The following is a 24,689-nucleotide window of genomic DNA, read 5'->3' on the forward strand; positions in this document are numbered from 1 at the left end:
CCCGACCCCCGGCATTGTCACCGGCACGTGGGAGGATCGGAGACGTAGCTCACGTACGTGCTCGAAGGGGAGCCGACCATGGCAAGCAAGCCGCCCAAGGGCGATCCGGTCCAGGACGCACCGCAGGTCGCCGAGGTCCAGCACGCGGCCGCCGGCCTTCCCGCCATCGGTCACACCCTGCGCATGGCACAGCAGCAGATGGGCGTGCGCCGCACCGCCCTCACCCTGCTCCGCGTCAACCAGAAGGACGGCTTCGACTGCCCCGGCTGCGCCTGGCCCGAGCCGGACCACCGCCACAAGGCGGAGTTCTGCGAGAACGGCGCGAAGGCCGTCGCCGAGGAAGCCACGCTGCGCCGCGTCACCCCCGACTTCTTCGCCGCGCACCCCGTCGCGGACCTCGCCACCCGCAGTGGGTACTGGCTGGGCCAGCAGGGCCGCCTCACCCACCCCATGTACCTTGCGGAGGGCGCCGAGCGGTACGAGCCCGTGTCCTGGGACCGCGCCTTCGACATCATCGCGGAAGAGATCGCCGCCCTCGACTCCCCCGACGAGTCCGTCTTCTACACCTCGGGCAGGACCAGCAACGAAGCCGCGTTCCTGTACCAGCTGTTCGCCCGCGAGCTCGGCACGAACAACCTGCCCGACTGCTCGAACATGTGCCACGAGTCGTCCGGCTCCGCACTCACCGAGACCATCGGCATCGGCAAGGGCAGCGTCCTCCTGGAGGACCTCTACACATCGGATCTGATCATCGTCGCCGGGCAGAACCCCGGCACGAACCACCCGCGCATGCTCTCCGCCCTGGAGAAGGCCAAGAACAACGGCGCGAAGATCATCACGGTCAATCCGCTGCCCGAAGCGGGCATGGAACGCTTCAAGAACCCGCAGACCGCACAGGGCATGCTCAAGGGCACCGCCCTCACGGACCTCTTCCTGCAGATCCGCCTCGGCGGCGACCAGGCCCTCTTCCGCCTCCTCAACAAACTCATCCTGGAGACAGAGGGCGCGGTCGACGAAGAGTTCGTCCGCGAGCACACCCACGGCTACGAGGACTTCGTCGCCGCCGCACAGGACGCCGACTGGGACGACACCCTGCGCGCCACCGGCCTCGACCGCGCACGCATCGAGGAAGCGCTGAGCATGATCCTCGCGTCGAAGCGCACCGTCGTGTGCTGGGCCATGGGCCTCACCCAGCACAAGCACTCCGTGCCGACCATCCGCGAAGTCGTCAACTTCCTGCTGCTGCGCGGCAACATCGGCCGCCCCGGCGCCGGCGTCTGCCCCGTCCGCGGCCACTCCAACGTGCAGGGCGACCGCACCATGGGCATCTTCGAACGCCCCGCGCCCGCCTTCCTCGACGCCCTGGAGAAGGAGTTCGGCTTCGCACCGCCCCGCCACCACGGCCTCGACGTCGTCCGCGCCATCCGCGCCCTCCGCGACGGCGACGCGAAAGTCTTCTTTGCCATGGGCGGCAACTTCGTCTCCGCGTCCCCCGACACCGACGTCACCGAGGCAGCCATGCGCCGCGCCCGCCTCACCGTGCACGTCTCCACGAAACTCAACCGCTCCCACGCCGTCACCGGCGCCCGCGCCCTCATCCTGCCCACCCTCGGCCGCACCGAGCGCGACGTCCAGGCAAGCGGCGAACAGGTCGTGACCGTCGAGGACTCCATGGGCATGGTCCACGCCTCCCGAGGCCGCCTGGAGCCCGCGAGCAAGCAGCTCCTCTCCGAGCCCGCCATCGTGTGCCGCCTCGCCCGCCGCGTACTCGGCGAGACGTCCCGCACACCGTGGGAGGAGTTCGAGAAGGACTACGCCACCGTCCGCGACCGAATCGCGCGCGTGATCCCCGGCTTCGACGACTTCAACGCCAAGATCGCCCGGCCCGGAGGGTTCGCCCTGCCCCACGCTCCCCGCGACGAGCGCCGCTTCCCCACCGCCACCGGCAAGGCCAACTTCACCGCCGCCCCCGTCGAGTACCCGGCCGTTCCGAAGGGACGGCTGCTGCTCCAGACCATCCGCTCCCACGACCAGTACAACACCACGATCTACGGCCTCGACGACCGCTACCGCGGCATCAAGAACGGCCGCCGCGTCGTCCTCGTCCACCCCGACGACGCGGCCGACCTCGGCCTCGCCGAAGGAACGTACGCCGACCTCGTCAGCGAATGGCAGGACGGCGTGGAGCGCCGCGCCCCCGGCTTCCGCGTCGTGCACTACCCGACGGCCCGCGGCTGCGCCGCCGCGTACTACCCCGAGACCAACGTCCTGGTGCCGCTCGACGCCACCGCGGACACCAGCAACACCCCCGCCAGCAAGTCCGTCGTCGTCCGCCTGGAACAATCGGCCGTCGACTGAGCGTTTGCTCAGCGACAGCGCGACGACGAACGAACGGAGCCGGGCCCCATGGGCGAGCAGCACAGCGTGAAGTTCCCGCAGGAAGTCCTCGACGAGTACGCATCGCTCGGGGTCGACCTGCCCTCCCTGTTCTCCGCCGGACACCTCGGCACCCGCATGGGCGTACAGATCCTGGAAGCCTCGGCAGAGCGCGTCGTCGGCACCATGCCGGTCGAGGGCAACACCCAGCCGTACGGACTCCTGCACGGCGGCGCGTCCGCGGTGCTCGCCGAGACCCTCGGCTCGGTCGGCGCGATGCTCCACGGCGGCGCGCAGAAGCTCGCCGTCGGCGTCGACCTCAACTGCACGCACCACCGCGGCGCCCGCTCCGGCCTGGTCACCGGCGTCGCGACGCCCGTGCACCGGGGCCGCTCCACGGCGACGTACGAGATCGCGATCACCGACGAGCACGACAAGCGGGTGTGCACCGCACGCCTGACGTGCATGCTGCGGGACGCGCAGAGCGCCGCGGGCTGACCCCACGAGGGCGGCGGCGCGGGCGCGTCGAGGGCGTGCGCATTGTCGTAGCGGGCGCTTCGGTCTAGCGTCACTTCATGAGGCACCGGATATCGCTCTGTGCGCTCGTCCTCGCCGCCCTCACCGCCGTCGCCGGATGCAGTGATTCCGGAACCGGCGAACCGGACGCGGCCCGCAGCCCCTCCCAGGGCTCCACCTCCCCCGCCGACCTGTGCGCCACGATCATCACCAAGTGGGCGCACAAGATCTACGACGCCGGGGACAAGACCTACGGCGACTACCAGTCGATGGGCCTGTCGAACGGGCAGTACCTCATCCTGCGCGACATCCTCGACGCCGCACGCGCCGAACGCAGGCGTGAAACAGCCGCCTCGGGACGCAAATTGATCGACCGTCAGGCGCGCGAGCGGTGCGCGGAACGGTACCGCGACGGCGGGCCGAGCGGCGGGCCGTGGACATGATGGCCATCGGACCGGTCGAGCCGGGCGAGGACACCTACGACCACGAGGCCACGCCCCCTCGCAGCACCCGGCCGGGCCCCCGCAGGTTCCGCCGCACCACGCTCGCCGCCACCACGGCCGCGATCATCGGCGCCGCCGCGATCACCTTCTACGTGACGCGACCGGAACCGCCACCCCCACCGCCCACGCCCTGGCCGTCACAGAGCGTCTCCGTGACGTACGAGGGCGACATGTCCCGCCCCCGCGCCGGGGACCGCACCTTCACGTTCGCCGTCGCGTTCGCGCAGGAGTCGGGACCACCCGCGACCGTCCGCCGCGTCGGCCAGCCCTCCACGGCCCTTTCGGTCAGCACATCCCCTCTCACCCCTTTCGAGGTCAAAACGGGATCACCCCGGAAGTTGATCATTACGATGCACATTCGCGAATGCGGAGAAGTGCCCCGGAACGCAGGACTCCCTTTTCTCGAAGTAACACTGCGTAATGTGCTCGCAATGGAGAAGCAGAGTTACATCCTGGGTCCGGAATACGCGAATGATCTTTCCGCCGCCCTGACGGCCGCATGCCCATGAACACCACTGTCATGAGTCAAACCGCATGACAGTCCTGCAAGTTGCCCTGGGGATTCTCAGCATGCGGATACGTCTAGATCCACCGAACAAGGCCATATTCAGCCCCAACCGCCCCCCGCGTTCCAGCCCGGAATACTCCGTGGCATAACAAGAGCGTCACAGCCTTGGACGACCACTCCACCAAGAACAAAGGCGCCCTTAGAGTCACGGCCAGTCACCGCGCCCACCGGATTCCTCTCAGTTCGGTTCCGCGCTCGACTCGGCATCCCAACAAGGGACAGCCGTGCCAGGGGAAAGGACTGATCGTGCGTCAACGTTCGCTCATAGCCATCACCGCTGCACTCACCGCGGGGGCTCTCACCCTCACCGCCTGTGGCTCGCGCGACGACAAGGACGACGGAGACGAAGCCGGTGGCGGCACCACCGTGGTCATCGGTGTCGACGCGCCACTGACCGGCGAACTCTCCGCGCTGGGCCTCGGCATCCGCAACTCCGTCGACCTCGCCACCAAGCAGGCAAACCAGAAGAAGTACGTCGACGGCGTCACGTTCAAGATCGAAGCCCTCGACGACCAGGGACAGCCCTCGTCCGGCCAGACCAACGCCACCAAACTCGTCGCCGACAAGGACGTCCTCGGCGCCGTCGGCCCCCTGAACTCCTCCGTCGCCGAATCGATGCAGAAGGTCTTCGACGACGCCAAACTCGTCCAGGTCTCCCCCGCCAACACCAACCCCGCCCTCACCCAGGGCCCGGACTGGAACGGCGGCAAGAAGGCACGCCCCTACAAGTCCTACTTCCGCACCGCCACCACGGACGCCATCCAGGGCCCCTTCGCCGCGCAGTACCTGTACAACAAGGCCAAGAAGAAGAAGGTCTTCGTCGTCGACGACAAGAAGACCTACGGCGCCGGACTCGCCGCCACCTTCAAGGACGAGTTCACCAAACTCGGCGGCAAGGTCGTCGGCACCGAACACATCAACCCCGACACCAAGGACTTCGGCGCCGTCGCCACCAAGATCCGCAACAGCGACGCCGACCTCGTCTACTACGGCGGCGAATACCCCCAGGCCGGACCCCTCAGCAAGCAGATGAAGCAAGCCGGATCCAAAGCCCCCCTCGTCGGCGGCGACGGCATCTACAGCGCCGACTTCATCAAACTCTCCGGCAAGCAGGGCGTCGGCGACTACGCCACCTCCGTCGGCCAGCCCGTCGAAGAACTCCCCTCCGCCAAGGAGTTCATCGCCAACTACAAGAAGGCCGGCTTCAAGGAAGCCTACGAAGCCTACGGCGGCTACTCCTACGACAGCGCCTGGGCCATCATCGAAGCCGTCAAGAAGGTCGTCGACGACAACGACGGCAAACTCCCCGACGACGCCCGCGCCAAGGTCATCGACGCCATGAAGGACGTCTCCTTCGACGGCGTCACCGGCAAGGTCTCCTTCGACGAATACGGCGACGCCACCAACAAGCAGCTCACCGTCTACCAGGTCAAGACCACCGACCCCAAGAGCGGCTGGAAGCCCGTCGAGTCCGGCACCTACACCGGGACCAACTAGCCCCCGGCACGTAGCCCACACGACAACCCCCGCGCGGGGCGCCGCAGACAAGCGCCCCGCGCGGCGTCGCATCCGTCGCACGAAAGACTCGGAGGACTGCGGTGCACGAACTGCCGCAACAGCTGGTCAACGGCCTGCTACTGGGATCCATGTACGGCCTCATCGCCATCGGCTACACAATGGTCTACGGCATCGTCCAGCTCATCAACTTCGCCCACGGCGAGATCTTCATGACCGGCGGATTCGGCGCCCTCACCGTCTGGCTCTGGCTCCCCGCCGGCACCAGCGTCTGGGCCGCCCTGCCCCTCATGCTCATAGGCGCCATCTTCGTCTCCACCACCATCGCCATCGGCGCCGAACGCTTCGCCTACCGACCCCTGCGCGGAGCACCACGCCTCGCCCCGCTCATCACCGCCATCGGCCTCTCCCTCGCCCTCCAGCAAGCCGTCTGGGCCTGGTACCCCGAAGCCAAATCCGCCCGCTCCTTCCCCGAACTCCCCGGCGGATCCATCCACATCGGCTCCGTCACCATGCAACCCGGCGACATCTTCCTCCTCATCACCGCCCCCATCTGCATGATCGCCCTCGGCTACTTCGTCATGAAGACCCGCATCGGACGCGGCATGCAAGCCACCGCCCAAGACCCAGACACCGCCAAACTCATGGGCATCAACACCGACCGCGTCATCGTCGTCGCCTTCGCCATCGGCGCCGCCTTCGCCGGCATCGCCGCCGTCGCCCGCGGACTCAAATACGGCCAGATCGACTTCCGCATGGGATTCATCCTCGGCCTCAAAGCCTTCACCGCAGCCGTACTCGGCGGCATCGGCAACATCTACGGCGCCATGATCGGCGGCGTCGTCCTCGGCCTCGCCGAATCCATGGCCACCGCCTACATCAACGACGTACCCGGCATGGACAAGCTCGGCGGCCAGTCCTGGGCCGACGTCTGGGCGTTCGTACTCCTCATCGTCGTACTCCTCGTCAGGCCCCAAGGCCTCCTCGGCGAGCGCGTCGCGGACAGGGCGTGACACCAATGACCACACACACCACCACGGCCGACACCCCCCAGCCGCACAAGGAAAAGCCCCCCACCGGGCTCATCCCCATCCCCGTCGTCCCCGCCCGCGCCCTCGCCACCGGCGGCGGCATCCTCACCATCATCTCCACGTTCATGGCCTGGACCTGGACCGCCAAATTCCCCGGCGACCTCACCGTCAACGGCTACCCCGGCGGCCTCCAAGTCCTCGTCCTCATCGCCGGCGCCCTCACCACACTCCTCGGACTCGCCTCCTACGGAGTAAAGGGCCTCCGCACCATCGCCCCCGCCGGCACCGACGCCGCCCTCAAATACGCCGCACTCGCCGCATTCACCACCGCCTGGTACACGATCTTCGCCATCAGCGACACCCTCGGCGGACTCGCCAACCTTGAACCCGGCGGCTGGGTCGCAGCCATCGCCACCCTCACCGCCCTCACCGGCGCCCTCGCCCTCCCCTTCACCCGACCCCACACCTACCCGGTCGACGAAGAAGACAGCACCTGGGAACAGTTCAAACACCGCTGCCGCAACGCCAGCACCATCATCAAGGGCGCCTTCACCGCCGACACCACCCCGGCACCGCCCCGCAAACTCAACTCGTACCTCGAAATCCTCGTCATCATCGCCGCACTCGCCATCGGACTGCTCGTCTTCACCTACGGCATCGGCACCGAATACGACGAACTCTTCATCGGCTTCCTCCTCACCGTCGGCTTCTGCTTCGCCGCACTCGCCAAAGCAGGACTCGTCGCCCAGGTCTCCACCTACACGGCACGCCACCGCAACGTCACCCTCACCGGCTCCTTCCTCGCCGCCGCCGCATTCCCCTTCACCCAGAGCGACGACCAATACGCCACCATCGGCGTCTACATCCTCATCTTCGCCACCGTCGCCCTCGGCCTGAACATCGTCGTCGGACTCGCAGGCCTCCTCGACCTCGGATACGTCGCCTTCCTCGGCGTCGGCGCCTACGCCGCATCCATGGTCTCCGGATCCCCCAGCTCCCCCTTCGACATCCACCTCCCCTTCTGGGGCGCCATCCTCGTCGGCGCAGGCGCATCCCTCATATTCGGCGTCCTCATCGGCGCCCCCACACTCCGCCTCCGCGGCGACTACCTCGCCATCGTCACCCTCGGATTCGGCGAAATCTTCCGCCTCGCCGCCAACAACTCCGACGGCTCCTCCGGACCCGACATCACCAACGGATCCAACGGAATCTCCTCCATCCCCAACCTCAAAATCTTCGGCTTCGACTTCGGCGTAGAACACAGCATCCTCGGCCAGACCATCGGCCGCTTCGCCAACTACTTCTTCCTGATGCTGCTCATCACCCTCGTCGTCGTCCTCGTCTTCCGACGCAGCGAGAACAGCCGCATCGGACGCGCCTGGGTCGCCATCCGCGAAGACGAAACCGCCGCACTCGCCATGGGCATCAACGGCTTCCGCGTCAAACTCATCGCCTTCGCCCTCGGCGCCTCACTCGCAGGACTCGCAGGCACGGTCCAGGCACACGTGACGTACACGGTCACACCCGAGCAATACCAATTCGCGAACTCCGTACCGCCCAACTCCGCCTTCCTCCTGGCAGCCGTCGTCCTCGGCGGCATGGGCACCATCAGCGGCCCCCTCGTCGGCGCCGCACTCCTCTACCTCATCCCCAACAAACTCCAATTCCTCGGCGACTACCAGCTCTTCGCCTTCGGACTCGCACTCGTCCTCCTCATGCGCTTCCGCCCCGAAGGCCTCATCCCCAACCGCCGCCGCCAACTCGAATTCCACGAGGCCGAACTCAGCCCCGGCGAGACGCCGCCACCCGCAGCCCTCAGCAAGACAGGGGTCTGACCCATGACCACCAACACCACCAAAGAGGACCGCACCCCCGCCACCCCCACCGGCGAAAACGTCCTCGACGCCCGCGGCGTCACCATGCGCTTCGGCGGCCTCACCGCCGTACGCTCCGTCGACCTCACCGTCAACAGCGGCGAAATCGTCGGCCTCATCGGCCCCAACGGCGCAGGCAAAACCACCTTCTTCAACTGCCTCACCGGCCTCTACATACCGACCGAAGGCGAAGTCCGCTACAAAGGCGACATCCTCCCCGCCAAATCCTTCAAGGTCACCGCGGCAGGCATCGCCCGCACCTTCCAGAACATCCGCCTCTTCGCCAACATGACGGTCCTCGAAAACGTCCTCGTCGGCCGCCACACGCGAACGAAGGAAGGCCTCTGGTCCGCCCTGCTCCGCGGCCCCGGCTTCCACAAGGCGGAGGCGGCCTCCAAGGCCCGCGCCCTGGAACTCCTCGAATTCGTCGGCCTCGCCGACAAAGCCGAACACCTCTCGCGCAACCTCCCCTACGGAGAACAGCGCAAGCTCGAGATCGCCCGAGCCCTCGCCAGCGAACCGGGCCTCCTCCTCCTCGACGAGCCCACCGCCGGCATGAACCCGCAGGAAACCCGCGCCACCGAAGAACTCGTCTTCGCCATCCGCGACATGGGCATCGCCGTCCTCGTCATCGAGCACGACATGCGCTTCATCTTCAACCTCTGCGACCGCGTCGCCGTCCTCGTCCAAGGCGAAAAACTCGTCGAAGGCAGCAGCGAAACCGTGCAACAGGACGACCGCGTCATCGCCGCGTACCTCGGCGAACCCTTCGAGGAGAACAACAAATGACCGCACTCCTTGAGGTCGAGGACCTCCGCGTCGCCTACGGCAAGATCGAAGCCGTCAAAGGCATCAGCTTCAAAGTCGACGCCGGAGAAGTCGTCACCCTGATCGGCACGAACGGCGCGGGCAAGACGACAACGCTCCGCACGCTGTCAGGACTGTTGAAGCCGGTCGGCGGCTCCATCAAATTCAACGGCAAGCCGCTACGTAAATACCGCGCCGACCAAATCGTCGCGCAAGGCCTCGCCCACTCCCCCGAAGGCCGCCACATCTTCCCCCGCATGACCATCGAGAACAACCTCCGCCTCGGCGCCTACCTCCGCAGCGACAAAGCAGGCATCGAAAAGGACATCAACCGCGCCTACGAACTCTTCCCCATCCTCGGAGAACGGAAGAAACAGGCCGCGGGCACGCTGTCCGGCGGCGAACAACAAATGCTCGCCATGGGGCGCGCCCTCATGTCCCAGCCCAAGCTCCTCATGCTCGACGAGCCCTCCATGGGCCTCTCACCGATCATGATGCAGAAGATCATGGCGACGATCTCCGAGCTCAAGGCCAACGGCACGACGATCCTGTTGGTCGAGCAGAACGCGCAGGCCGCGCTCTCCCTCGCCGACCACGGCCACGTCATGGAGGTCGGCAAGATCGTCCTCTCGGGGACGGGAGGCGACCTCCTGCACGACGAATCCGTGCGGAAGGCGTACCTGGGCGAGGACTGAGCCCATACGCGACGAGGCCCGCACCCCATCCTGGGGGTGCGGGCCTCGTCGTACGTACTGCGCGGGGCTAGCCCTTCGACGCCTTCTTCTCCTCGGCGTCCTCGATGACCGCCTCCGCCACCTGCTGCATCGACAGACGGCGGTCCATCGACGTCTTCTGGATCCACCGGAACGCGGCGGGCTCCGTCAGGCCGTACTCCGTCTGCAGGATCGACTTCGCCCGGTCGACCAGCTTCCGCGTCTCCAGACGCTGGGAGAGGTCCGCGACCTCCTGCTCCAGCGCCTTCAGCTCCGTGAAGCGGGACACGGCCATCTCGATCGCCGGGACCACGTCGCTCTTACTGAACGGCTTCACGAGGTACGCCATCGCGCCGGCGTCCCTCGCGCGCTCCACGAGGTCGCGCTGCGAGAACGCGGTCAGCATCAGTACGGGGGCGATGGACTCCTCGGCGATCTTCTCGGCCGCGGAGATGCCGTCCAGGACGGGCATCTTCACGTCCAGGATCACGAGGTCCGGCTTGTGCTCGCGGGCGAGCTCGACGGCCGCCTGACCGTCGCCGGCCTCGCCGACGACGCTGTAGCCCTCTTCCTCGAGCATCTCTTTGAGGTCGAGCCGGATCAGGGCCTCGTCCTCGGCGATGACGACGCGGGTCGTCAGCGGAGGCACGTGCGACTTGTCGTCGTCCGACGCGTCGGTGGGCTGGGGCGACTCGGGGGCGGTCACGGGGGCTCCTCGTTCATGGCAGGTGCGCTGCCCCTGCAGCCTACCTAGCTGCGTCGCCGCCCGGTGACCCGGTACACTTCCGGCAGCGCCTGGCCGGGTTGGTGGAACGGCATACACGGAGGTCTCAAACACCTCTGCCTGAGAGGGCTTGCGGGTTCGAATCCCGCACCCGGCACCGCTGTAAGCGGAGGTCCACGTTCTCGTGGACCTCCGCTTTTTGCTGCTCCCGGCGACGAACCGTGACTCAGAGTGGCCGTATGAACTTCCACGGCACAGAGGTGCGGCAGCAAGCCTTGACGTTGCTGCGCAACGGGACCAAGAACGCGGACGTCGCCCGAACGCTCGATATCCCGCTCGGGACCATCAGCTACTGGAAGCACGAGGACCGGGCAAAACGCGGGGAGTGCCCCGGCAGACCGATTCCCAGTTGCCCCCGCTGCGACGGCCGCGTCCTGGACACGAGCGCGTACGCCTACCTGCTGGGGCTCTATCTCGGCGACGGCCACATCATCCAGTACTCAGCACACCGCGTTCCCAGCCTCATGATCACCTGCGACAACGCATGGCCGGGCCTCAAGGACGACTGCGAGCGGGCCATACACGCGGTCTTCCCTGACAACTCCGTCTGCCGGGTCCGCAAGACCGGCTGCCAGAACATCAAGGTCTACTCGCGGCACCTGTGGTGCATGTTCCCCCAGCACGGGCCGGGCAAGAAGCACGAGCGGAAGATCGCCCTGGAACCCTGGCAGCAGGAGATCGTCGACGCCCACCCGTGGGAGTTCGTCCGGGGGCTCATCCACTCCGACGGGTGCCGCATCACCAACTGGACGACTCGCCTCGTCGGCGGCGTACGCAAGCGCTACGAATATCCCCGGTACTTCTTCACCAACGTCTCCGACGACATCCGCGACCTCTTCACCCGCACCCTCGACACCCTCGGCGTCGGCTGGACGCACTGCACCCGGCACGGGAATCCGTACAACATCTCCATCGCCCGCAAAGCCGACGTGGCCCTCATGGACGTCCACGTCGGCCCGAAACACTGAACCGTCCCACCCGCTACTTCGGGCTGTCGTCCTCGCCGATGTGGTGGATGCGGACCAGGTTCGTGGAGCCGGGGACCCCAGGCGGGGAGCCGGCCGTGATGACGACCGTGTCGCCCTTCTGGCAGCGGCCGATCTTGAGGAGGAGCTCGTCCACCTGGTCGACCATCGCGTCAGTGGAGTCGACGTGCGGGCCGAGCAGCGTTTCGACGCCCCACGTCAGGTTCAGCTGGGAGCGCGTCGCCTTGTCGGGGGTGAAGGCGAGGAGCGGGATCGGCGAACGGTAGCGGGAGAGGCGGCGGACCGTGTCGCCGGACTGGGTGAAGGCGACGAGGAATTTCGCGCCGAGGAAGTCGCCCATTTCCGCCGCCGCGCGGGCGACCGCGCCGCCCTGCGTGCGGGGCTTGTTGCGTTCCGTGAGCGGCGGGAGGCCCTTCGCGAGGATGTCCTCTTCCGCCGCTTCGACGATGCGGCCCATCGTCTTGACGGTCTCGATGGGGTACTTGCCGACGCTCGTCTCGCCGGAGAGCATCACCGCGTCCGTGCCGTCGATGACGGCGTTCGCCACGTCGCTCGCTTCCGCCCTCGTGGGGCGGGAGTTGTCGATCATGGAGTCGAGCATCTGCGTGGCGACGATGACGGGCTTGGCGTTGCGCTTGGCGAGTTTGATCGCGCGCTTCTGGACGATCGGGACTTGTTCGAGGGGCATTTCGACGCCGAGGTCGCCGCGGGCGACCATGATGCCGTCGAAGGCGGCGACGATGTCTTCGATGTTGTCGACCGCTTGGGGTTTTTCGACTTTGGCGATGACGGGGAGGCGGTGGCCTTCTTCGTCCATGATGCGGTGGACGTCCTCGATGTCGCGTCCGCTGCGTACGAAGGAGAGGGCGATGACGTCGAAGCCTGAACGCAGGGCCCAGCGGAGGTCGTCCTGGTCCTTGTCGGAGAGGGCGGGGACGGAGACGGCGACGCCGGGGAGGTTGAGGCCTTTGTGGTCGGAGACCATGCCGCCTTCGATGACGGTGGTGGTGAGGCGGGGGCCGTCGACGGCGGTGACTTCGAGGGTCACTTTGCCGTCGTCGACGAGGATGCGTTCGCCGGTGGTGACGTCGTCGGCGAGGCCTTCGTAGGTGGTGCCGCAGTGTTGGCGGTCGCCTTCGATGCCGTTTTCGACGGTGATGGTGAACTCGTCGCCGCGTTCGAGTAGTACGGGTCCTTCGCGGAAGCGGCCGAGGCGGATCTTCGGGCCTTGAAGGTCGGCGAGGATGCCGACGCTGCGTCCTGTCTCTTCGGAGGCCTTTCGCACGCGCTGGTAGCGCTCCTCGTGCTCGGCGTGGGTGCCGTGGCTGAGGTTGAAGCGTGCCACGTCCATTCCGGCTTCGACCAGGGCCTTGATCTGGTCGTACGAGTCGGTCGCGGGTCCCAGGGTGCAGACGATTTTTGCTCGGCGCATGGTTCGACCCTAGGCCTTACCCGTGGGTAGAGAATTGGTCGGGGGTGACTACTCAACAACCTTTGCATGAAGGGTTATTGACAAGTGTTGAATTGTGCGGGGCGCCGCTCCTATGAGCGTTCCGGGGGTGGCGGGAGGGGGTCCTGAGGGGGGTCAGCGCGTCAGATGCGGTGGGGTCATCGTGAAGCGTGCGTTGACGGTCGCGTAGACGTGTTGGCGTTGGGGTTCGAGGTCGAGGGGCGGGGCTTCGGCGAGGTCGGGGGCGGATCCGTAGGCGACGGCGGAGCGCATGCCGCCGGCGAATCCTCCGTAACTCGGCGTGGGGGGACTGTCCGCGCCGATGTCGGCGAGTTCGACGAGGGCGGCGAGTCCGGTGCCGAGTGCTTCGGCGTATTCGCGGGCGCGTTGGACGGCTTCGCGGACGGCTTGCTGCCTGGCCTGGCGGTGGGTGGGTGAGTCGGGGCGCAGCGCCCACCAGGGGCCTTCGACTTGGGTGAGGTCGAGGTCAGCGAGGCGGGTGGTGAGTTCGCCGAGTGCGGTGAAGTCGGTGAGTTCGGCGGTGGTGTGGACGCGGCCGTGGTAGGCGCGGATGCGTTCGCCGCGGCCGTGTTTGGTGAGTTGGGGGCTGATGGAGAAGGTGCCGGTCTCGATCTTCTCGACTGCTTCGCCGTAGGTCTTGATGAGGTCGAGGACGGTGGTGTTGCGGTGGGTGAGGTCGTTGAGTGCGTCGCGGCGGTCGGTGCCGCGGGCTTGGACGGTGATGCCGATGCGGGCGATTTCGGGGTCGACTTCGAGGTGTGCTTCGCCGCGGACGGCGAGGCGGGGGGCGTCGGGGGTGCCGTAGGGGGTGGCGGGGGCCGTAGAGGCGACGGTGGGGTGCGGGTCCGTGTCCATGTGGTCACTCTCGCATCGCGCGGACGTACCGGACAGTCATCGGATCGCAACCTGCGGGGTCTGTTGCCCGTGGGGGCGGCAGGGACAGAATCTACGCGCGTTAACCATGTGCGTTGAGTGGGTCCTGTTGAGTGGCCCTGGCGAGGAGTACAGAGATGCCGTTGAACCGCAGGAAGTTCCTGGGCACGTCCGCCGCGACCGGTGTGGGGGTGGCGGTGACGGGTGCGGCGGTCGCGCCGTCGACCGCGTCCGCGCTCGGGTCCGGGAAGCCCTCGCGGCGCGAGCGCCGGTACTCGTTCACGGTGCTCGGCACGACGGACCTGCACGGCAACGTCTTCAACTGGGACTACTTCACGGACAAGGAGTTCGACGACAAGGACCACAACGATGTGGGCCTGGCGAAGATCTCCACGCTGGTGAACCGGATCCGTAAGGAGAAGGGTCGCCGGAACACGCTGCTGATCGACGCGGGCGACACGATTCAGGGTACGCAGCTGTCGTACTACTACGCGAAGGTCGATCCGATCACGGCGAAGCGTGGTCCGGTGCATCCGATGGCGCAGGCGATGAACGCGATCGGGTACGACGCGGCGGCGCTCGGCAATCACGAGTTCAATTACGGTATTCCGGTGTTGCGGAAGTTCGAGGAGCAGTGTGATTTCCCGCTGCTGGGGGCGAACGCGCTGGATGCGAAGACGCAGAAGCCGGCGTTTCCGCCGTACTTCATGAAGCGGCTTCGTACGCCGCACGGCCGTGATGTAAAGGTGGCGGTCCTGGGTCTGACCAATCCGGGGATCGCGATCTGGGACAAGGCGAACGTGCAGGGGAGGATGACGTTCCCGGGTCTTGAGGAGCAGGCGGCGAAGTGGGTGCCGAAGCTGCGGTCGATGGGCGCGGATGTGGTGATCGTGTCGGCGCATTCGGGGTCGAGTGGCACGTCGTCGTACGGTGATCAGTTGCCGTATGTGGAGAATGCGGCGGGTCTGGTGGCGGAGCAGGTGCCGGGGATCGATGCGATTCTGGTGGGGCATGCGCACACGGAGATTCCCGAGTACTTCGTGGAGAACAAGGAGACCGGTAAGAAGGTCGTGCTGTCGGAGCCGTTGAAGTGGGGGCAGCGGTTGACGTTGTTCGACTTCGATCTGGTGTGGTCGAAGGGCCGCTGGACGGTGGAGAGGGTCGGCGCGAAGGTCCTGAACTCGAATACGGTCGAGGAGGACAAGAAGGTCACGCGGCTGCTCGCGGACGAGCACAAGAAGGTCGTGGCGTACGTCAATCAGGTGATCGGTACGTCGACGGCGGCGATGAGCACGGCCGAGGGTCCGGTGAAGGATGTCGCGATCATCGACCTGATCAACCTCGTCCAGCGGGAGACGGTCGCGGAGGCGCTTAAGGGTGGTGCATACGCGGCGCTGCCCGTGCTGTCGCAGGCGTCGTGTTTCTCGCGTACGGCGCAGATCCCTGCGGGTGAGGTGACGATCCGGGATGCGGCGGGTCTTTACCCGTTCGAGAACACCCTCGAAGCTCGGCTGCTCACGGGTGCGCAGGTGAGGGAGTATCTGGAGTTCTCGGCGCGGTATTACGTGCAGACGCCGGCGGGTGGTCCTGTGGATCCGGCGAAGCTGACGAATGCCGGGAACACGCCGGATTACAACTATGACGCGGTGAGCGGTCTGACGTATGAGATCGATATCGCGAAGCCGGTGGGTTCGCGGATCGTGAACCTGCGGTTCGAGGGCAAGGAGCTGGATCCGAAGGCGGAGTTCGTGCTCGCTGTGAACAATTATCGGGCGAGTGGTGGCGGTAACTTCCCGCACATCGCGAGGGCCAAGCAGCTGTGGGCGAATTCGGAGGAGATCCGGAACACGATCATTGGCTGGGTGAAGGCGAAGGGGACGGTGGACCCGGGTCAGTTCGCTTCGGTGGACTGGAAGCTGACCCGGGACGGCACGCCGGTCTTCTAGATCTTCAGGGTGGCGAGGTCGACGCTGTCGGCGAGGGCCTTGGCTCCGGCGTCGTTGACGTGCAGGCCGTCGCCGCTGTCGTAGTCGTCGTGGATCCGGTCGGGGTCGGCCGGGTCCGCGACGGCGGCGGCGAAGTCGGCGTAGTGGTCGAAGGGGCTGTCGGTGCCGCGGATCCAGTCGTTGACTTCGCGGGCGACGGCGAGGCCTTCGGGGGTGGAGTAGCCCTCGTAGACCGTGTCCTTGTAGGGGCCGACGGTGGTGACGGTGGCGGTGAGCCCGGCGGCGTGGATGCGGTCGGCGAGTGTGGTGAGGCCCGCGATGAGGTCGGCGGCGGTGGGGATGGGTGCGGGCTCGGGGTAGGCCTCCTGGCCGGGGATGCCGAGGTCGTTGAGGCCGAAGTGGATGAGGACGTGGGTGACGCCGGGGATGTCGAGGGCGTCGCGGTCCAGTCGGGCCAGGGCGTGTTCGCCGACCTCGTCGGTGAGCAGGCGGTTGGCGGAGAGGCCCTGGTTGACCACCCAGCCGGTGTTTCCGGCGGCGCGCAGGCGGTTGTTGAGCAGGTCGGGGAAGCGCTGGTCGGTGTCGTTCGTGGTGCCGTTGCCCTCGAACCAGGAGTCTCCGAAGGCGACGGCGATGCGGGTGCCGGTGGGGGCGAGGACGTCGGCGCCGCTGATGAAGTGGCGGGTGGCGAGCTCTTCCAGGCCTTCGGTGCCGTCGAGGGTGGGTGCGGTGAGGGCGTTGCCGGGGACGGTGTAGCCGGTGCGCAGGGGGACGAGGGAGTAGGTGGAGAGGCCGGTGTCGTCGGGCAGCCAGAGGGTGAGGGCGAGTTCGTCTCCGGCAGTGAACGTGCCGTGGACGGGGTCGCTGATGGCTTCCTCTCCGACGGGGACGGTGAACTCCTCGGCGCCGCCGAAGCGGACGGCGGTGTCGCTGCCGGTTTCGATGCCGCTTCCTTGGGTGCGCCTGGCGAGGTGGGCGCCGCCGATGCGCAGGGGCTCTTTGCCGTAGCGGTTGGTGAGGCGGATGCGCAGGGCGCTGCCGCCGCCGTCGAGGCGGATGATCTGGCGGAGGGTCTGGTCGGTGAAGCCGCGGAGCTCGACGAGTTCGATGGTTTCGTGGGGGCTGGCGACGGCGGAGCGGAAGGCTGCGGTCCAGGAGGCCGTGGAGTCGGTGGTCATGGTCGTCCGAACCGGGTGGTGGTGCCTGTTATTTCGGTGGTCGGCGCTTTTCCTGGAGGAATATTCGGGGGCGTCGGGGCGCTTGGGGCCGGACAATTCAGGTCATGGACGAGGAACTTGCTGCTGTGCTGGAGCCGGTGCTCCGCGATCTGAGGGCGACGTGCGCGGTGCGTCCCGTGGTGCGGGAGGAGCGGGACGACACGATCGGGGAGCTGGTGATGCTGTATGAGCCGGACGGGTCGGGTGTGGGGCTCGTCCCGCGGTTCGGCGGGAGTGCGGCGGAGCGGACGGCGGATTTCGCGGATCAGGCGCAGGACTGGGCGGTCGAGGCGTTGTGTGCGGAGTTGCGGCCGGCGGTGTGGCCGGAGTGTCCGGATCACCCCGACTCGCATCCGTTGGCGGCCGGGGTGGTGCGGGGGGTCGCGGTGTGGTCGTGTCCGCGGTCGCGGCGGGTGGCGGCCCGGGTCGGGGAGCTCGGGGGTCCTGTCATGTCTTGAGGCGTACGAGGTTTCCGCGTTGTTCGCCGATGCGGCCGGTGGCGCTGGTGGGCCGGTCGGGGGTGTGGAGGCCGAAGCTGGTGAAGGCGGTGCGGTGGGGCTGGGGGTAGGGGTTTCGGCCGGTGAGGTTGTTGAGGATGGTGGCGCTGCGCCAGGCAGCGAGTCCTAGGTCGGGGGTGCCGACGCCGTGGGTGTGGCGTTCGGCGTTCTGTACGTAGACGGTGCCGGTGACGCTGGGGTCGAGGACGAGGCGGTATTGGTCGTCGATGCGGGGGCGGGCGGAGGAGTCCTTGCGGATGTAGGGGTCGAGGCCGGCGAGGAGTTGGTCGAGGGGGCGTTCGCGGTAGCCGGTGGCGAGGACGACGGCGTCGGTGGTGAGGCGGGATCGGGTGCCTTGTTGGAGGTGTTCGAGGTGGAGTTCGACGCGGGTGGTGGCGACGCGTCCTGCGGTGCGTACGGAGACGCCGGGGGTGAGGACGGCGTCGGGCCAGCCGCCGTGGAGGGTGCGGCGGTAGAGCTCGTCGTGGATGGCGGTGATGGTGTCGGTGTCGATGCCTTTGTGGAGTTGCCATTGGTGGGGGACGAGGCCGTCGCGTACGGCTTCGGGGAGTGCGTGGAAGTAGCGGGTGTAGTCGGGGGTGAAGTGTTCGAGGCCGAGCTTGGAGTACTCCATGGGGGCGAAGGCTTCGGTGCGGGCGAGCCAGTGGATTTTTTCGTGTCCGTGGGGGCGGGCGCGGAGGAGGTCGAGGAAGATTTCGGCGCCGGACTGGCCTGAGCCGATGACAGTGATGTGGTCGGCGGTGAGGAGTTGTTCGCGGTGGTCGAGGTAGTCGGCTGAGTGGATGACGGGGACGCTGGGGGCTTCGGCGAGGGGTTTGAGGGGGTCGGGGATGTGGGGGGCGGTGCCGATGCCGAGGGCGATGTTGCGGGTGTGGGTGCGTCCCAGGGCTTCGGCTTCGCCTTCGGTGTCGAGTTGGGTGTAGTCGACTTCGAAGAGGTCGCGTTCGGGGTTCCAGCGGACGGCGTCGATCTGGTGTCCGAAGTGGAGTGGGGGGAGGTTTTCGCTGACCCAGCGGCAGTAGGCGTCGTATTCGGCGCGTTGGATGTGGAAGCGCTCGGCGAAGTAGAAGGGGAAGAGGCGTTCGCGGGTTTTGAGGTAGTTGAGGAAGGTCCAGGGGCTGGTGGGGTCGGCGAGGGTGACGAGGTCGGCGAGGAAGGGGACTTGGAGGGTGGCGCCTTCGATGAGGAGTCCGGGGTGCCAGTGGAATGCGGGGCGTTGTTCGTAGAAGGCGGTGTCGAGTTCGGTGAGGGGGTGGGCGAGGGCGGCGAGGGAGAGGTTGAAGGGGCCGATGCCGATGCCGACGAGGTCGCGGGGGTTTTCGGGGGTGGTGGTCGGCGGTTGGGGGCCGGGGTGGTCGGGGGTGCCGGTCATCGGGGGGTGGTTCCTTTCACGTGCTGCGCGGCTTCTTCGACGAGTTTGAGGAGTGCGGTGAGGTCGGCGGGGCGGGTGTGGGGGTTGAGGAGGGTGGCTTTGAGCCAGCGGCGTCCGTCGAGGTGGGCGCGGCCGAGGACGGCGGTGCCTTCGGTGAGGAGGTGTCGTCGTATGTGGGCGATGTGGTGGTCGGTGGTGTCGGTGGGGCGGAAGAGGACGGTGCTGATGGTGGGGGTGTCGTAGAGCTCGAAGGCGGGGTGGGCGTCGATGAGTTCGGCGAAGTGTTGTGCCTGGTCGCAGACTTGGTCGACGAGGTGGCCGAGTCCGGTGCGGCCGTATGCCTTGAGGGTGACGGCGATTTTGAGGACGTCGGGGCGTCGGGTGGTGCGCAGGGAGCGGCCGAGGAGGTCGGGGAGGCCTGCGTCGGTGTCGTCGTCGGCGTTGAGGTATTCGGCGTGGTGGTCGAGGGCGTGGAGGTCGTGGGGGTCGCGGACGGCGATGAGGCCTGCGGCGGCGGGTTGCCAGCCGAGTTTGTGGAGGTCGAGGGCGACGGTGTCGGCGCGGCTGAGGCCGTGGAGCTGCGTTTTGCGGGTGTCGCTGAAGAGGAGTCCTCCGCCGTAGGCGGCGTCGATGTGGAGGCGGGCGCCGTGGGCCGCGCAGAGGTCGGCGATGTCGTCGAGGGGGTCGATGAGGCCTGCGTCGGTGGTGCCTGCGGTGGCGGCGACGAGGTGGGTGCCCGGGGGGCCGCCGAGTTCGGTGAGGGCGTCGTCGAGGGCGGCGGGGTCGAGGGTGCCGGCTGGGGCGGGCACGGTGACGGGTTCGGGGAGTCCGAGGAGCCAGGCGGCGCGGGTGAGGCTGTGGTGTGCGTTGGCGCCGGTGATGAGGCGGATGGGGCCGCGGGTGGTGGGGGCTTCGCGGGCGAGGAGGAGGGCGAGTTGGTTGGCTTCGGTGCCGCCGGTGGTGATGAGGGCGTCGCCGCCGGGGTGGATCTCGTCGGCGAGTGCGCGGGTGACGAGGGCTTCGAGTTCGGTCGCTGCGGGTGCCTGGTCCCAGGAGTCCATGGAGGGGTTGAGGGCGGAGGCGGCGAGGTCGGCGGCGGTGGCGACGGCGAGGGGTGGGCAGTGGAGGTGGGCGGCGCAGTGGGGTTCGGCGGGGTCGGCGGCGCCTTCGGTGAGGGCGTGGACGAGGGTGCGGAGCGCGGTTTCGGGTCCGGTGCCGTGGTCGGGGAGTACGGGGTGGGCGGCGGCGCGCACGTGTGTGGCGACGGTTTCGGGGCCGCCGGCGGGGAGGGGTCCGCCGCGGGCGGTGGCGCCGGTGCGGAGGGCGGCGAGCGCGATGTCGAGCAACGGCTCCAGGGCATCGGCTCCTTGGGCGCCTCCGGCGAGGGGCGGTGGGGTGCGCGGGGTACTCATGGGGCTGTCCTTCGGGTGCGCGTACAGGGGCACCAGCCTGTATGCCGCGTGGGGGCTTCGCCCGAGTAGCGGGGCGAAGGGAACCCGAAAGTGGTACTGCCGTGCGGAGAAAACGTGTTGGGGGTGCGGGGGGTGCTAGGGGTGCCCCTCAAGGGTGGGGCCGCGATCTTGCAGCCCCTCGGGGGGGCACCCCTGGCCGACGTCAGTCCACCTCGCCCTCCGTTCCTGCCCCGTTCTCCCGTACGCGCAGCGCCCGTGCCAGGTCGTCGAGTTGGTCGACGAGTTTGCGGCGCAGGGCCGGGGTGGGGTCGGCGTCGCGCAGGCAGCGTTCGCCGAGGTGGAGGGTTTCGGGGTCGACGAGGGGGGCGGGGAAGGCGTGGCGGCCCGCGGCTTCGGCCATGGCGGGGCCGCGGCGTGCGGCGAGGGCGACGGCGTCTTCGTAGTAGCGGGGGATGTATTCCCTTACGAGGTCGGCCTGTTCGGGTTGCCAGAAGCCTTGGGCGGTGGCGGTGAAGAGGTAGTTGGAGAGGTCGTCGGAGCCGAACATGGCGTCCCAGGCGGCGCGTTTGGCGGCGGCGTCGGGGAGGGCGGCGCGGCAGCGTGCGGCGCCTTCCTGGCCGGTGGCGCTGGGGTCGCGTTCGAGTTCGGCGGCGATGGCGGTCTCGTCGGTGGCGTCGAGGACGGCGAGGCGGGTGAGGATGCGCCAGCGCAGTTCGGGGTCGAGTTCGGGTCCGCCGGGGACGGTGCCTTCGGTGAGCCAGGCCTGGAGGGGTGCGGGCTGGGTGGCGACGTCGATGAAGCCGCGGACGGCGGTGAGGCGCAGGCCGGGGTTGCTGCCGTCCTCGGTGCGGCGGATCAGGTCGCGGCAGAGGTCGCCGAGGACGGCGAGGGCTGCGGGGCGCTGGTCGGGGGTGGTGAAGCGGTCGGCGATGTGGAGTGTGGCGAAGCCGAGGACGCCTTGGACGATGGCGAGGTCGGTTTCCTCGGGGAGGTGGGCGCGGGCGGTTTCCAGGTAGGTGTCGCCTTCGAGTTCGCCGTCGCGGACCATGTCGCGGAGGCTGTTCCACAGGACGGCGCGGGTGAGGGCGTCGGGTACGCCGGAGAGGCCGCGCAGGGCGGTTTCCTCGGAGACGTCGTCGAGGCGGATCTTGGCGTAGGTGAGGTCCTGGTCGTTGGGGACGATGAGGGCGGGGCGGCCGCCGTCGCGGGGGGTTTCGGTGCCGGTGGCGGGGATGTCGGTCTCGAAGCGTTCGCGCAGGACGAGGGCGGGGGCGCCGGAGAGGTCGCGGTCGTAGACGCCGACGGCGATGCGGTGGGGGCGGCCGGCGTCGTGGTCGGTGCCGCCGTCGCGGTCGACGGTGAGGGTCCAGGTGCGGCCGGTGTGGGTGACCTTGGGGGTGAGGGTGTCGACGCCGGTGGTGCGCAGCCATGCTTCGGCCCAGGCGTGGACGTCGCGGTCGGTGGCGTGGGCGAGGGAGTCGATGAAGTCGGCGAGGGTGGCGTTGCCGAATTTGTGGCGGGCGAAGTGGGTGTTGATGCCGGCGAGGAAGTCCTTTTCGCCGAGCCAGGCGACGAGTTGGCGGAGGGCGCCGGCTCCCTTGGCGTAGGAGATCCCGTCGAAGTTGAGCATGGCGGACGCGGTGTCGGGGACGGCGTCGGGGTCGGGGGCGACGGGGTGGGTGGAGGGGCGTTGGTCGGCGTCGTAGCCCCAGGATTTGCGGGTGATGCCGAAGTCGGTCCAGGGGTCTTTGAAGCGGGTGGCTTCGGCGGTGGTCTGGAAGCCCATGTACTCGGCGAAGGACTCGTTGAGCCAGATGTCGTCCCACCAGCGGAGGGTGACGAGGTCGCCGAACCACATGTGGGCCATTTCGTGGGCGATGACCATGGCGCGGGTCTGGCGTTCGGTGTCGGTGACGGCGGAGCGGTAGATGAATTCGTCGCGGAAGGTGACGAGTCCGGGGTTCTCCATGGCGCCGGCGTTGAATTCGGGGACGAACGCCTGGTCGTAGGAGTCGAAGGGGTAGGGCTCGTCGAATTTCTCGTGGTAGCGGTCGTAGCAGGCGCGGGTGATGTCGAGGATTTCCTCGGCGTCGGCGTCCATGGCGGGGCCGAGGGAGCGTCGGCAGTGGATGCCGAAGGGCAGGCCGCGGTGTTCGGTGCGGACGGTGTGCCAGGGTCCTGCGGCGACGGCGACGAGGTAGGTGGAGATGAGGGGGGTGGGTGCGGCGCGCCAGGTGCCTGCGCCGAGGTGTTCGGTGATGCCGTTGGCGAGGACGGTCCACTGTTCGGGGGCGGTGACGGTCAGCTCGAAGACGGCTTTGAGGTCGGGCTGGTCGAAGGCGGCGAAGACGCGTTGTACGTCTTCCATGAAGAGCTGGGTGTAGAGGTACGTTTCGCCGTCGGTGGGGTCGGTGAAGCGGTGCATGCCTTCGCCGGTGCGGGAGTACCGCATGGCGGTGTCGATGCGGAGTTCGTGTTCGCCGGGGGTGAGGTCGTCGAGGGGGAGCCGGTTGTCGGCGAGTGCGGTGGGGTCCAGCGGGTGCCCGTCGAGGGTGACGGTGCGCAGCTCGGCGGGCTTGAGTTCGACGAAGGTGGCGCCTTGGGTGCGGGCGCTGAAGCGGATGACGGTGCGGGAGTCGAAGGTGTCGCGGGCGGGGTCGGCCGCCCGGGTCAGATCGAGCTCGACCGTGTACCGGTGGACGTCGATGAGCTGGGCACGGGTCTGCGCTTCGTCGCGCGTCAGTACGGGCATGGGGCCATGCTGCCCGATGGTGCGGGGGCGGGTGTAGGGCCGTCCTCTGTGGGCGGACCGCCTGCCCCGGCGGGCAGGTGGTCGGGGGCGGCTGGGCGACGTAGCCGTGGTTCGCTGTTTCCGTTGCTGGTCAGGGGCTCGTCAGGGGCTGCTCGGCGATCTGCTCGTGGTGCCTGATGACCTCGGCGATGATGAAGTTGAGGAGTTTCTCCGCGAAGGCCGGGTCGAGTTTGGCGCTCTCGGCGAGTTCGCGGAGGCGGGCGATCTGGCGGGACTCGCGGCTCGGGTCGGCGGGCGGCAGGTGGTGCTGGGCCTTGAGGTGGCCGACCTGCTGGGTGCACTTGAAGCGCTCGGCGAGCATGTGGACGACGGCGGCGTCGATGTTGTCGATGCTGTCGCGCAGGCGGGACAGCTCGGCGCGCACGGCGTCGTCCGCGGCCTGTGCGGAATGCGCGGTGTGCGCGGGGTCCGCGGCGTGTGCGGGGCTCGTGCCGTTCACGTTGTCGTCGCTGGTGTGGCTGGTGGTCATGGTCCTTGAGCCTACGTGGCCGGTCCGGGGCCGCCACCGGCGGAAGAGCGCAAAATGGGTGGGTGCTCGGGGTCGGGTATCCGGTGGGACCAGCCGCCGGGTACGGCCCTTCCCTGCTGGTCGCGGAAGCGTACGGGGGCCATTCCGACCCGGCGGGTGAAAAGGCGTGAAAAGTACGCCGGGTCGTCGTAGCCGACGCGGCGGGCGATGGCGGCGACGGGGAGCTCGGTGGCGGCGAGGAGTTCCTTGGCGCGGCCCAGGCGGATGCCGAGGAGGTAGTCCTTGGGGCTGCAGCCCGCGCCGCGTCGCACGGCGGTGCGGAGTTCGGCGGGGGTCATGCCGTGCCGGGCGGCGTGTTCGGCGACGGACAGGGGCTGGAAGGCGTCGCGGGCGAGGGCCTGGAGGACGGGGTCGCCGTCGGGGGCGATGTCGGCGCGGGCGCGGCGCAGGGCGACGAGGAGTTCGTGGACGGCGGCGCCGGTCTCGACTTCGAGGAGGGGGTTGCCGCGGCGGGCGGCGCGGGCGATGCGGGCGACGACGGCGCGGGCGCCGGCCCCGTCGGAGAGCGGTACGACGGGCCGGCTGGGTTCGATGTAGCCGAGTTCGGTGTACGTGGTGGTGGCGGGTCCGGTGAAGTCGACGAAGCACTCGTCCCAGCCGGTGTCGGGGTCGGGTCCGTAGTGGTGGCGGGTGCCGGGGGTGAGCCAGATCAGGGCGGGTGCGGTGACGGTGGTGCGGCGGCCGTCGGGGCCGCGGAACCAGCCGCCGCCGGAGCTGATGACGACGGCGACGTGGTGGTCGAGGGTGCGGGGGCCGACGGTCGGCAGGTGGCCGTGCTGGAGGCCGACGCCGAGGCAGGCGAGGCCGAGTTTGTGGTGGGCGGGGCTGGGAGTGAAATACCGCATCCACGTGTGGTACATCCGCGT

Annotated in this window: 21 protein-coding genes and 1 tRNA gene; 13 read left to right on the forward strand and 9 right to left on the reverse strand. The window is 68.3% G+C overall.

Annotated features, from left to right (window positions below; all coding sequences use genetic code 11):
* Window positions 1-78 precede the first annotated feature (78 nt).
* The 9 genes from DEJ49_RS08505 (at window position 79) to DEJ49_RS08545 (ending at window position 9,885) form a co-directional block, all read left to right on the forward strand.
* Window positions 79-2,358, forward strand: a complete 2,280-nt coding sequence (locus DEJ49_RS08505; protein ID WP_150183555.1) for an FdhF/YdeP family oxidoreductase — start codon at window positions 79-81, stop codon at window positions 2,356-2,358.
* Between the two features lie 48 nt (window positions 2,359-2,406).
* Window positions 2,407-2,874, forward strand: a complete 468-nt coding sequence (locus DEJ49_RS08510) for a PaaI family thioesterase (protein ID WP_150183556.1) — start codon at window positions 2,407-2,409, stop codon at window positions 2,872-2,874.
* Between the two features lie 77 nt (window positions 2,875-2,951).
* On the forward strand, window positions 2,952-3,335 hold the full coding sequence (locus tag DEJ49_RS08515) for a hypothetical protein (RefSeq protein ID WP_150183557.1): 384 nt from the start codon (window positions 2,952-2,954) through the stop codon (window positions 3,333-3,335).
* Window positions 3,332-3,904 (forward strand): Tat pathway signal sequence domain protein, encoded by a 573-nt coding sequence (locus DEJ49_RS08520; protein ID WP_150188117.1) that lies wholly within the window; start codon window positions 3,332-3,334, stop codon window positions 3,902-3,904. Before DEJ49_RS08515 ends, DEJ49_RS08520 begins: the two co-directional genes overlap by 4 nt.
* A gap of 305 nt (window positions 3,905-4,209) precedes the next feature.
* Entirely contained in the window at window positions 4,210-5,460 is a 1,251-nt protein-coding gene (locus tag DEJ49_RS08525) for a branched-chain amino acid ABC transporter substrate-binding protein (protein ID WP_150183558.1), read from the forward strand.
* A gap of 101 nt (window positions 5,461-5,561) precedes the next feature.
* Entirely contained in the window at window positions 5,562-6,491 is a 930-nt protein-coding gene (locus tag DEJ49_RS08530; protein ID WP_150183559.1) for a branched-chain amino acid ABC transporter permease, read from the forward strand.
* A 5-nt stretch (window positions 6,492-6,496) separates the two neighbouring features.
* Entirely contained in the window at window positions 6,497-8,344 is a 1,848-nt protein-coding gene (locus DEJ49_RS08535; RefSeq protein ID WP_150183560.1) for a branched-chain amino acid ABC transporter permease, read from the forward strand.
* A 3-nt stretch (window positions 8,345-8,347) separates the two neighbouring features.
* Window positions 8,348-9,172, forward strand: coding sequence for an ABC transporter ATP-binding protein (locus DEJ49_RS08540; protein ID WP_223832772.1), 825 nt, complete (start codon window positions 8,348-8,350; stop codon window positions 9,170-9,172).
* The gene (locus tag DEJ49_RS08545; protein ID WP_150166661.1) at window positions 9,169-9,885 is read left to right on the forward strand and encodes an ABC transporter ATP-binding protein; all 717 of its coding nucleotides are present in this window, start codon (window positions 9,169-9,171) and stop codon (window positions 9,883-9,885) included. The genes DEJ49_RS08540 and DEJ49_RS08545 overlap by 4 nt, the downstream gene beginning before the upstream one ends.
* A 67-nt stretch (window positions 9,886-9,952) precedes the next feature.
* Here the strand turns inward: DEJ49_RS08545 and DEJ49_RS08550 are convergent, their stop codons facing one another.
* Window positions 9,953-10,609 (reverse strand): ANTAR domain-containing response regulator, encoded by a 657-nt coding sequence (locus DEJ49_RS08550; protein WP_150183561.1) that lies wholly within the window; start codon window positions 10,607-10,609, stop codon window positions 9,953-9,955.
* A 92-nt stretch (window positions 10,610-10,701) separates the two neighbouring features.
* Between DEJ49_RS08550 and DEJ49_RS08555 the strand changes: the two genes are divergently transcribed.
* Window positions 10,702-10,784 (forward strand) — tRNA-Leu (locus DEJ49_RS08555).
* An 82-nt stretch (window positions 10,785-10,866) separates the two neighbouring features.
* Window positions 10,867-11,655 carry a helix-turn-helix domain-containing protein gene (locus DEJ49_RS08560; RefSeq protein WP_150183562.1) on the forward strand — a complete coding sequence of 263 codons (789 nt, stop codon included), beginning with the start codon at window positions 10,867-10,869 and terminating at the stop codon, window positions 11,653-11,655.
* Between the two features lie 13 nt (window positions 11,656-11,668).
* On the opposite strand, the gene pyk is transcribed toward DEJ49_RS08560, so the two are convergent.
* Window positions 11,669-13,105: a pyruvate kinase gene (gene pyk, locus DEJ49_RS08565; protein ID WP_150183563.1), complete on the reverse strand. Its 1,437-nt coding sequence runs from the start codon at window positions 13,103-13,105 to the stop codon at window positions 11,669-11,671.
* Between the two features lie 153 nt (window positions 13,106-13,258).
* Window positions 13,259-13,999 carry an SIMPL domain-containing protein gene (locus DEJ49_RS08570; protein WP_150183564.1) on the reverse strand — a complete coding sequence of 247 codons (741 nt, stop codon included), beginning with the start codon at window positions 13,997-13,999 and terminating at the stop codon, window positions 13,259-13,261.
* Window positions 14,000-14,154: 155 nt separating this feature from the next.
* Between DEJ49_RS08570 and DEJ49_RS08575 the strand changes: the two genes are divergently transcribed.
* Complete coding sequence (locus DEJ49_RS08575; RefSeq protein ID WP_150183565.1) at window positions 14,155-15,963, forward strand: bifunctional metallophosphatase/5'-nucleotidase; 1,809 nt, start codon at window positions 14,155-14,157, stop codon at window positions 15,961-15,963.
* Here DEJ49_RS08575 and DEJ49_RS08580 read toward each other — a convergent pair.
* On the reverse strand, window positions 15,960-17,141 hold the full coding sequence (locus DEJ49_RS08580) for a GDSL-type esterase/lipase family protein (protein ID WP_150183566.1): 1,182 nt from the start codon (window positions 17,139-17,141) through the stop codon (window positions 15,960-15,962). The two genes, DEJ49_RS08575 and DEJ49_RS08580, sit on opposite strands and share 4 nt — an antisense overlap.
* Window positions 17,142-17,245: 104 nt before the next feature.
* Here DEJ49_RS08580 and DEJ49_RS08585 point away from each other — a divergent pair, with 104 nt between their 5' ends.
* Window positions 17,246-17,638, forward strand: coding sequence for a hypothetical protein (locus DEJ49_RS08585; protein ID WP_150183567.1), 393 nt, complete (start codon window positions 17,246-17,248; stop codon window positions 17,636-17,638).
* On the opposite strand, the gene DEJ49_RS08590 is transcribed toward DEJ49_RS08585, so the two are convergent.
* The 5 genes from DEJ49_RS08590 to DEJ49_RS08610 form a co-directional block, all read right to left on the reverse strand.
* Window positions 17,628-19,070 carry a lysine N(6)-hydroxylase/L-ornithine N(5)-oxygenase family protein gene (locus DEJ49_RS08590; protein ID WP_150183568.1) on the reverse strand — a complete coding sequence of 481 codons (1,443 nt, stop codon included), beginning with the start codon at window positions 19,068-19,070 and terminating at the stop codon, window positions 17,628-17,630. The genes DEJ49_RS08585 and DEJ49_RS08590 overlap by 11 nt on opposite strands.
* Window positions 19,067-20,482, reverse strand: a complete 1,416-nt coding sequence (locus tag DEJ49_RS08595) for a pyridoxal phosphate-dependent decarboxylase family protein (protein ID WP_150183569.1) — start codon at window positions 20,480-20,482, stop codon at window positions 19,067-19,069. The genes DEJ49_RS08590 and DEJ49_RS08595 overlap by 4 nt, the downstream gene beginning before the upstream one ends.
* 202 nt (window positions 20,483-20,684) lie before the next feature.
* Complete coding sequence (gene pepN / locus DEJ49_RS08600; protein WP_150183570.1) at window positions 20,685-23,234, reverse strand: aminopeptidase N; 2,550 nt, start codon at window positions 23,232-23,234, stop codon at window positions 20,685-20,687.
* A gap of 130 nt (window positions 23,235-23,364) precedes the next feature.
* Complete coding sequence (locus tag DEJ49_RS08605) at window positions 23,365-23,763, reverse strand: chorismate mutase (protein ID WP_223832773.1); 399 nt, start codon at window positions 23,761-23,763, stop codon at window positions 23,365-23,367.
* Window positions 23,764-23,774: 11 nt separating this feature from the next.
* Window positions 23,775-24,683: a helix-turn-helix domain-containing protein gene (locus DEJ49_RS08610; RefSeq protein WP_150183571.1), complete on the reverse strand. Its 909-nt coding sequence runs from the start codon at window positions 24,681-24,683 to the stop codon at window positions 23,775-23,777.
* Window positions 24,684-24,689 lie beyond the last annotated feature (6 nt).

Source organism: Streptomyces venezuelae (genome assembly GCF_008642335.1).
GTDB lineage: Bacteria > Actinomycetota > Actinomycetes > Streptomycetales > Streptomycetaceae > Streptomyces > Streptomyces venezuelae_F.

What these genes read in the sequence shown, in the direction of transcription:
- DEJ49_RS08505 (WP_150183555.1), top strand. Translation starts at nt 79, where the DNA reads ATGGCAAGCAAGCCGCCCAAGGGCGATCCGGTCCAGGACGCACCGCAG.
- DEJ49_RS08510 (WP_150183556.1), top strand. Translation starts at nt 2,407, where the DNA reads ATGGGCGAGCAGCACAGCGTGAAGTTCCCGCAGGAAGTCCTCGACGAG.
- DEJ49_RS08515 (WP_150183557.1), top strand. Translation starts at nt 2,952, where the DNA reads ATGAGGCACCGGATATCGCTCTGTGCGCTCGTCCTCGCCGCCCTCACC.
- DEJ49_RS08520 (WP_150188117.1), top strand. Translation starts at nt 3,332, where the DNA reads ATGATGGCCATCGGACCGGTCGAGCCGGGCGAGGACACCTACGACCAC.
- DEJ49_RS08535 (WP_150183560.1), top strand. Translation starts at nt 6,497, where the DNA reads ATGACCACACACACCACCACGGCCGACACCCCCCAGCCGCACAAGGAA.
- DEJ49_RS08540 (WP_223832772.1), top strand. Translation starts at nt 8,348, where the DNA reads ATGACCACCAACACCACCAAAGAGGACCGCACCCCCGCCACCCCCACC.
- DEJ49_RS08545 (WP_150166661.1), top strand. Translation starts at nt 9,169, where the DNA reads ATGACCGCACTCCTTGAGGTCGAGGACCTCCGCGTCGCCTACGGCAAG.
- DEJ49_RS08560 (WP_150183562.1), top strand. Translation starts at nt 10,867, where the DNA reads ATGAACTTCCACGGCACAGAGGTGCGGCAGCAAGCCTTGACGTTGCTG.
- pyk (WP_150183563.1), bottom strand. Translation starts at nt 13,105, where the DNA reads ATGCGCCGAGCAAAAATCGTCTGCACCCTGGGACCCGCGACCGACTCG.
- DEJ49_RS08570 (WP_150183564.1), bottom strand. Translation starts at nt 13,999, where the DNA reads ATGGACACGGACCCGCACCCCACCGTCGCCTCTACGGCCCCCGCCACC.
- DEJ49_RS08575 (WP_150183565.1), top strand. Translation starts at nt 14,155, where the DNA reads ATGCCGTTGAACCGCAGGAAGTTCCTGGGCACGTCCGCCGCGACCGGT.
- DEJ49_RS08580 (WP_150183566.1), bottom strand. Translation starts at nt 17,141, where the DNA reads ATGACCACCGACTCCACGGCCTCCTGGACCGCAGCCTTCCGCTCCGCC.
- DEJ49_RS08585 (WP_150183567.1), top strand. Translation starts at nt 17,246, where the DNA reads ATGGACGAGGAACTTGCTGCTGTGCTGGAGCCGGTGCTCCGCGATCTG.
- DEJ49_RS08590 (WP_150183568.1), bottom strand. Translation starts at nt 19,070, where the DNA reads ATGACCGGCACCCCCGACCACCCCGGCCCCCAACCGCCGACCACCACC.
- DEJ49_RS08595 (WP_150183569.1), bottom strand. Translation starts at nt 20,482, where the DNA reads ATGAGTACCCCGCGCACCCCACCGCCCCTCGCCGGAGGCGCCCAAGGA.
- pepN (WP_150183570.1), bottom strand. Translation starts at nt 23,234, where the DNA reads ATGCCCGTACTGACGCGCGACGAAGCGCAGACCCGTGCCCAGCTCATC.
- DEJ49_RS08605 (WP_223832773.1), bottom strand. Translation starts at nt 23,763, where the DNA reads ATGACCACCAGCCACACCAGCGACGACAACGTGAACGGCACGAGCCCC.
- DEJ49_RS08610 (WP_150183571.1), bottom strand. Translation starts at nt 24,683, where the DNA reads ATGTACCACACGTGGATGCGGTATTTCACTCCCAGCCCCGCCCACCAC.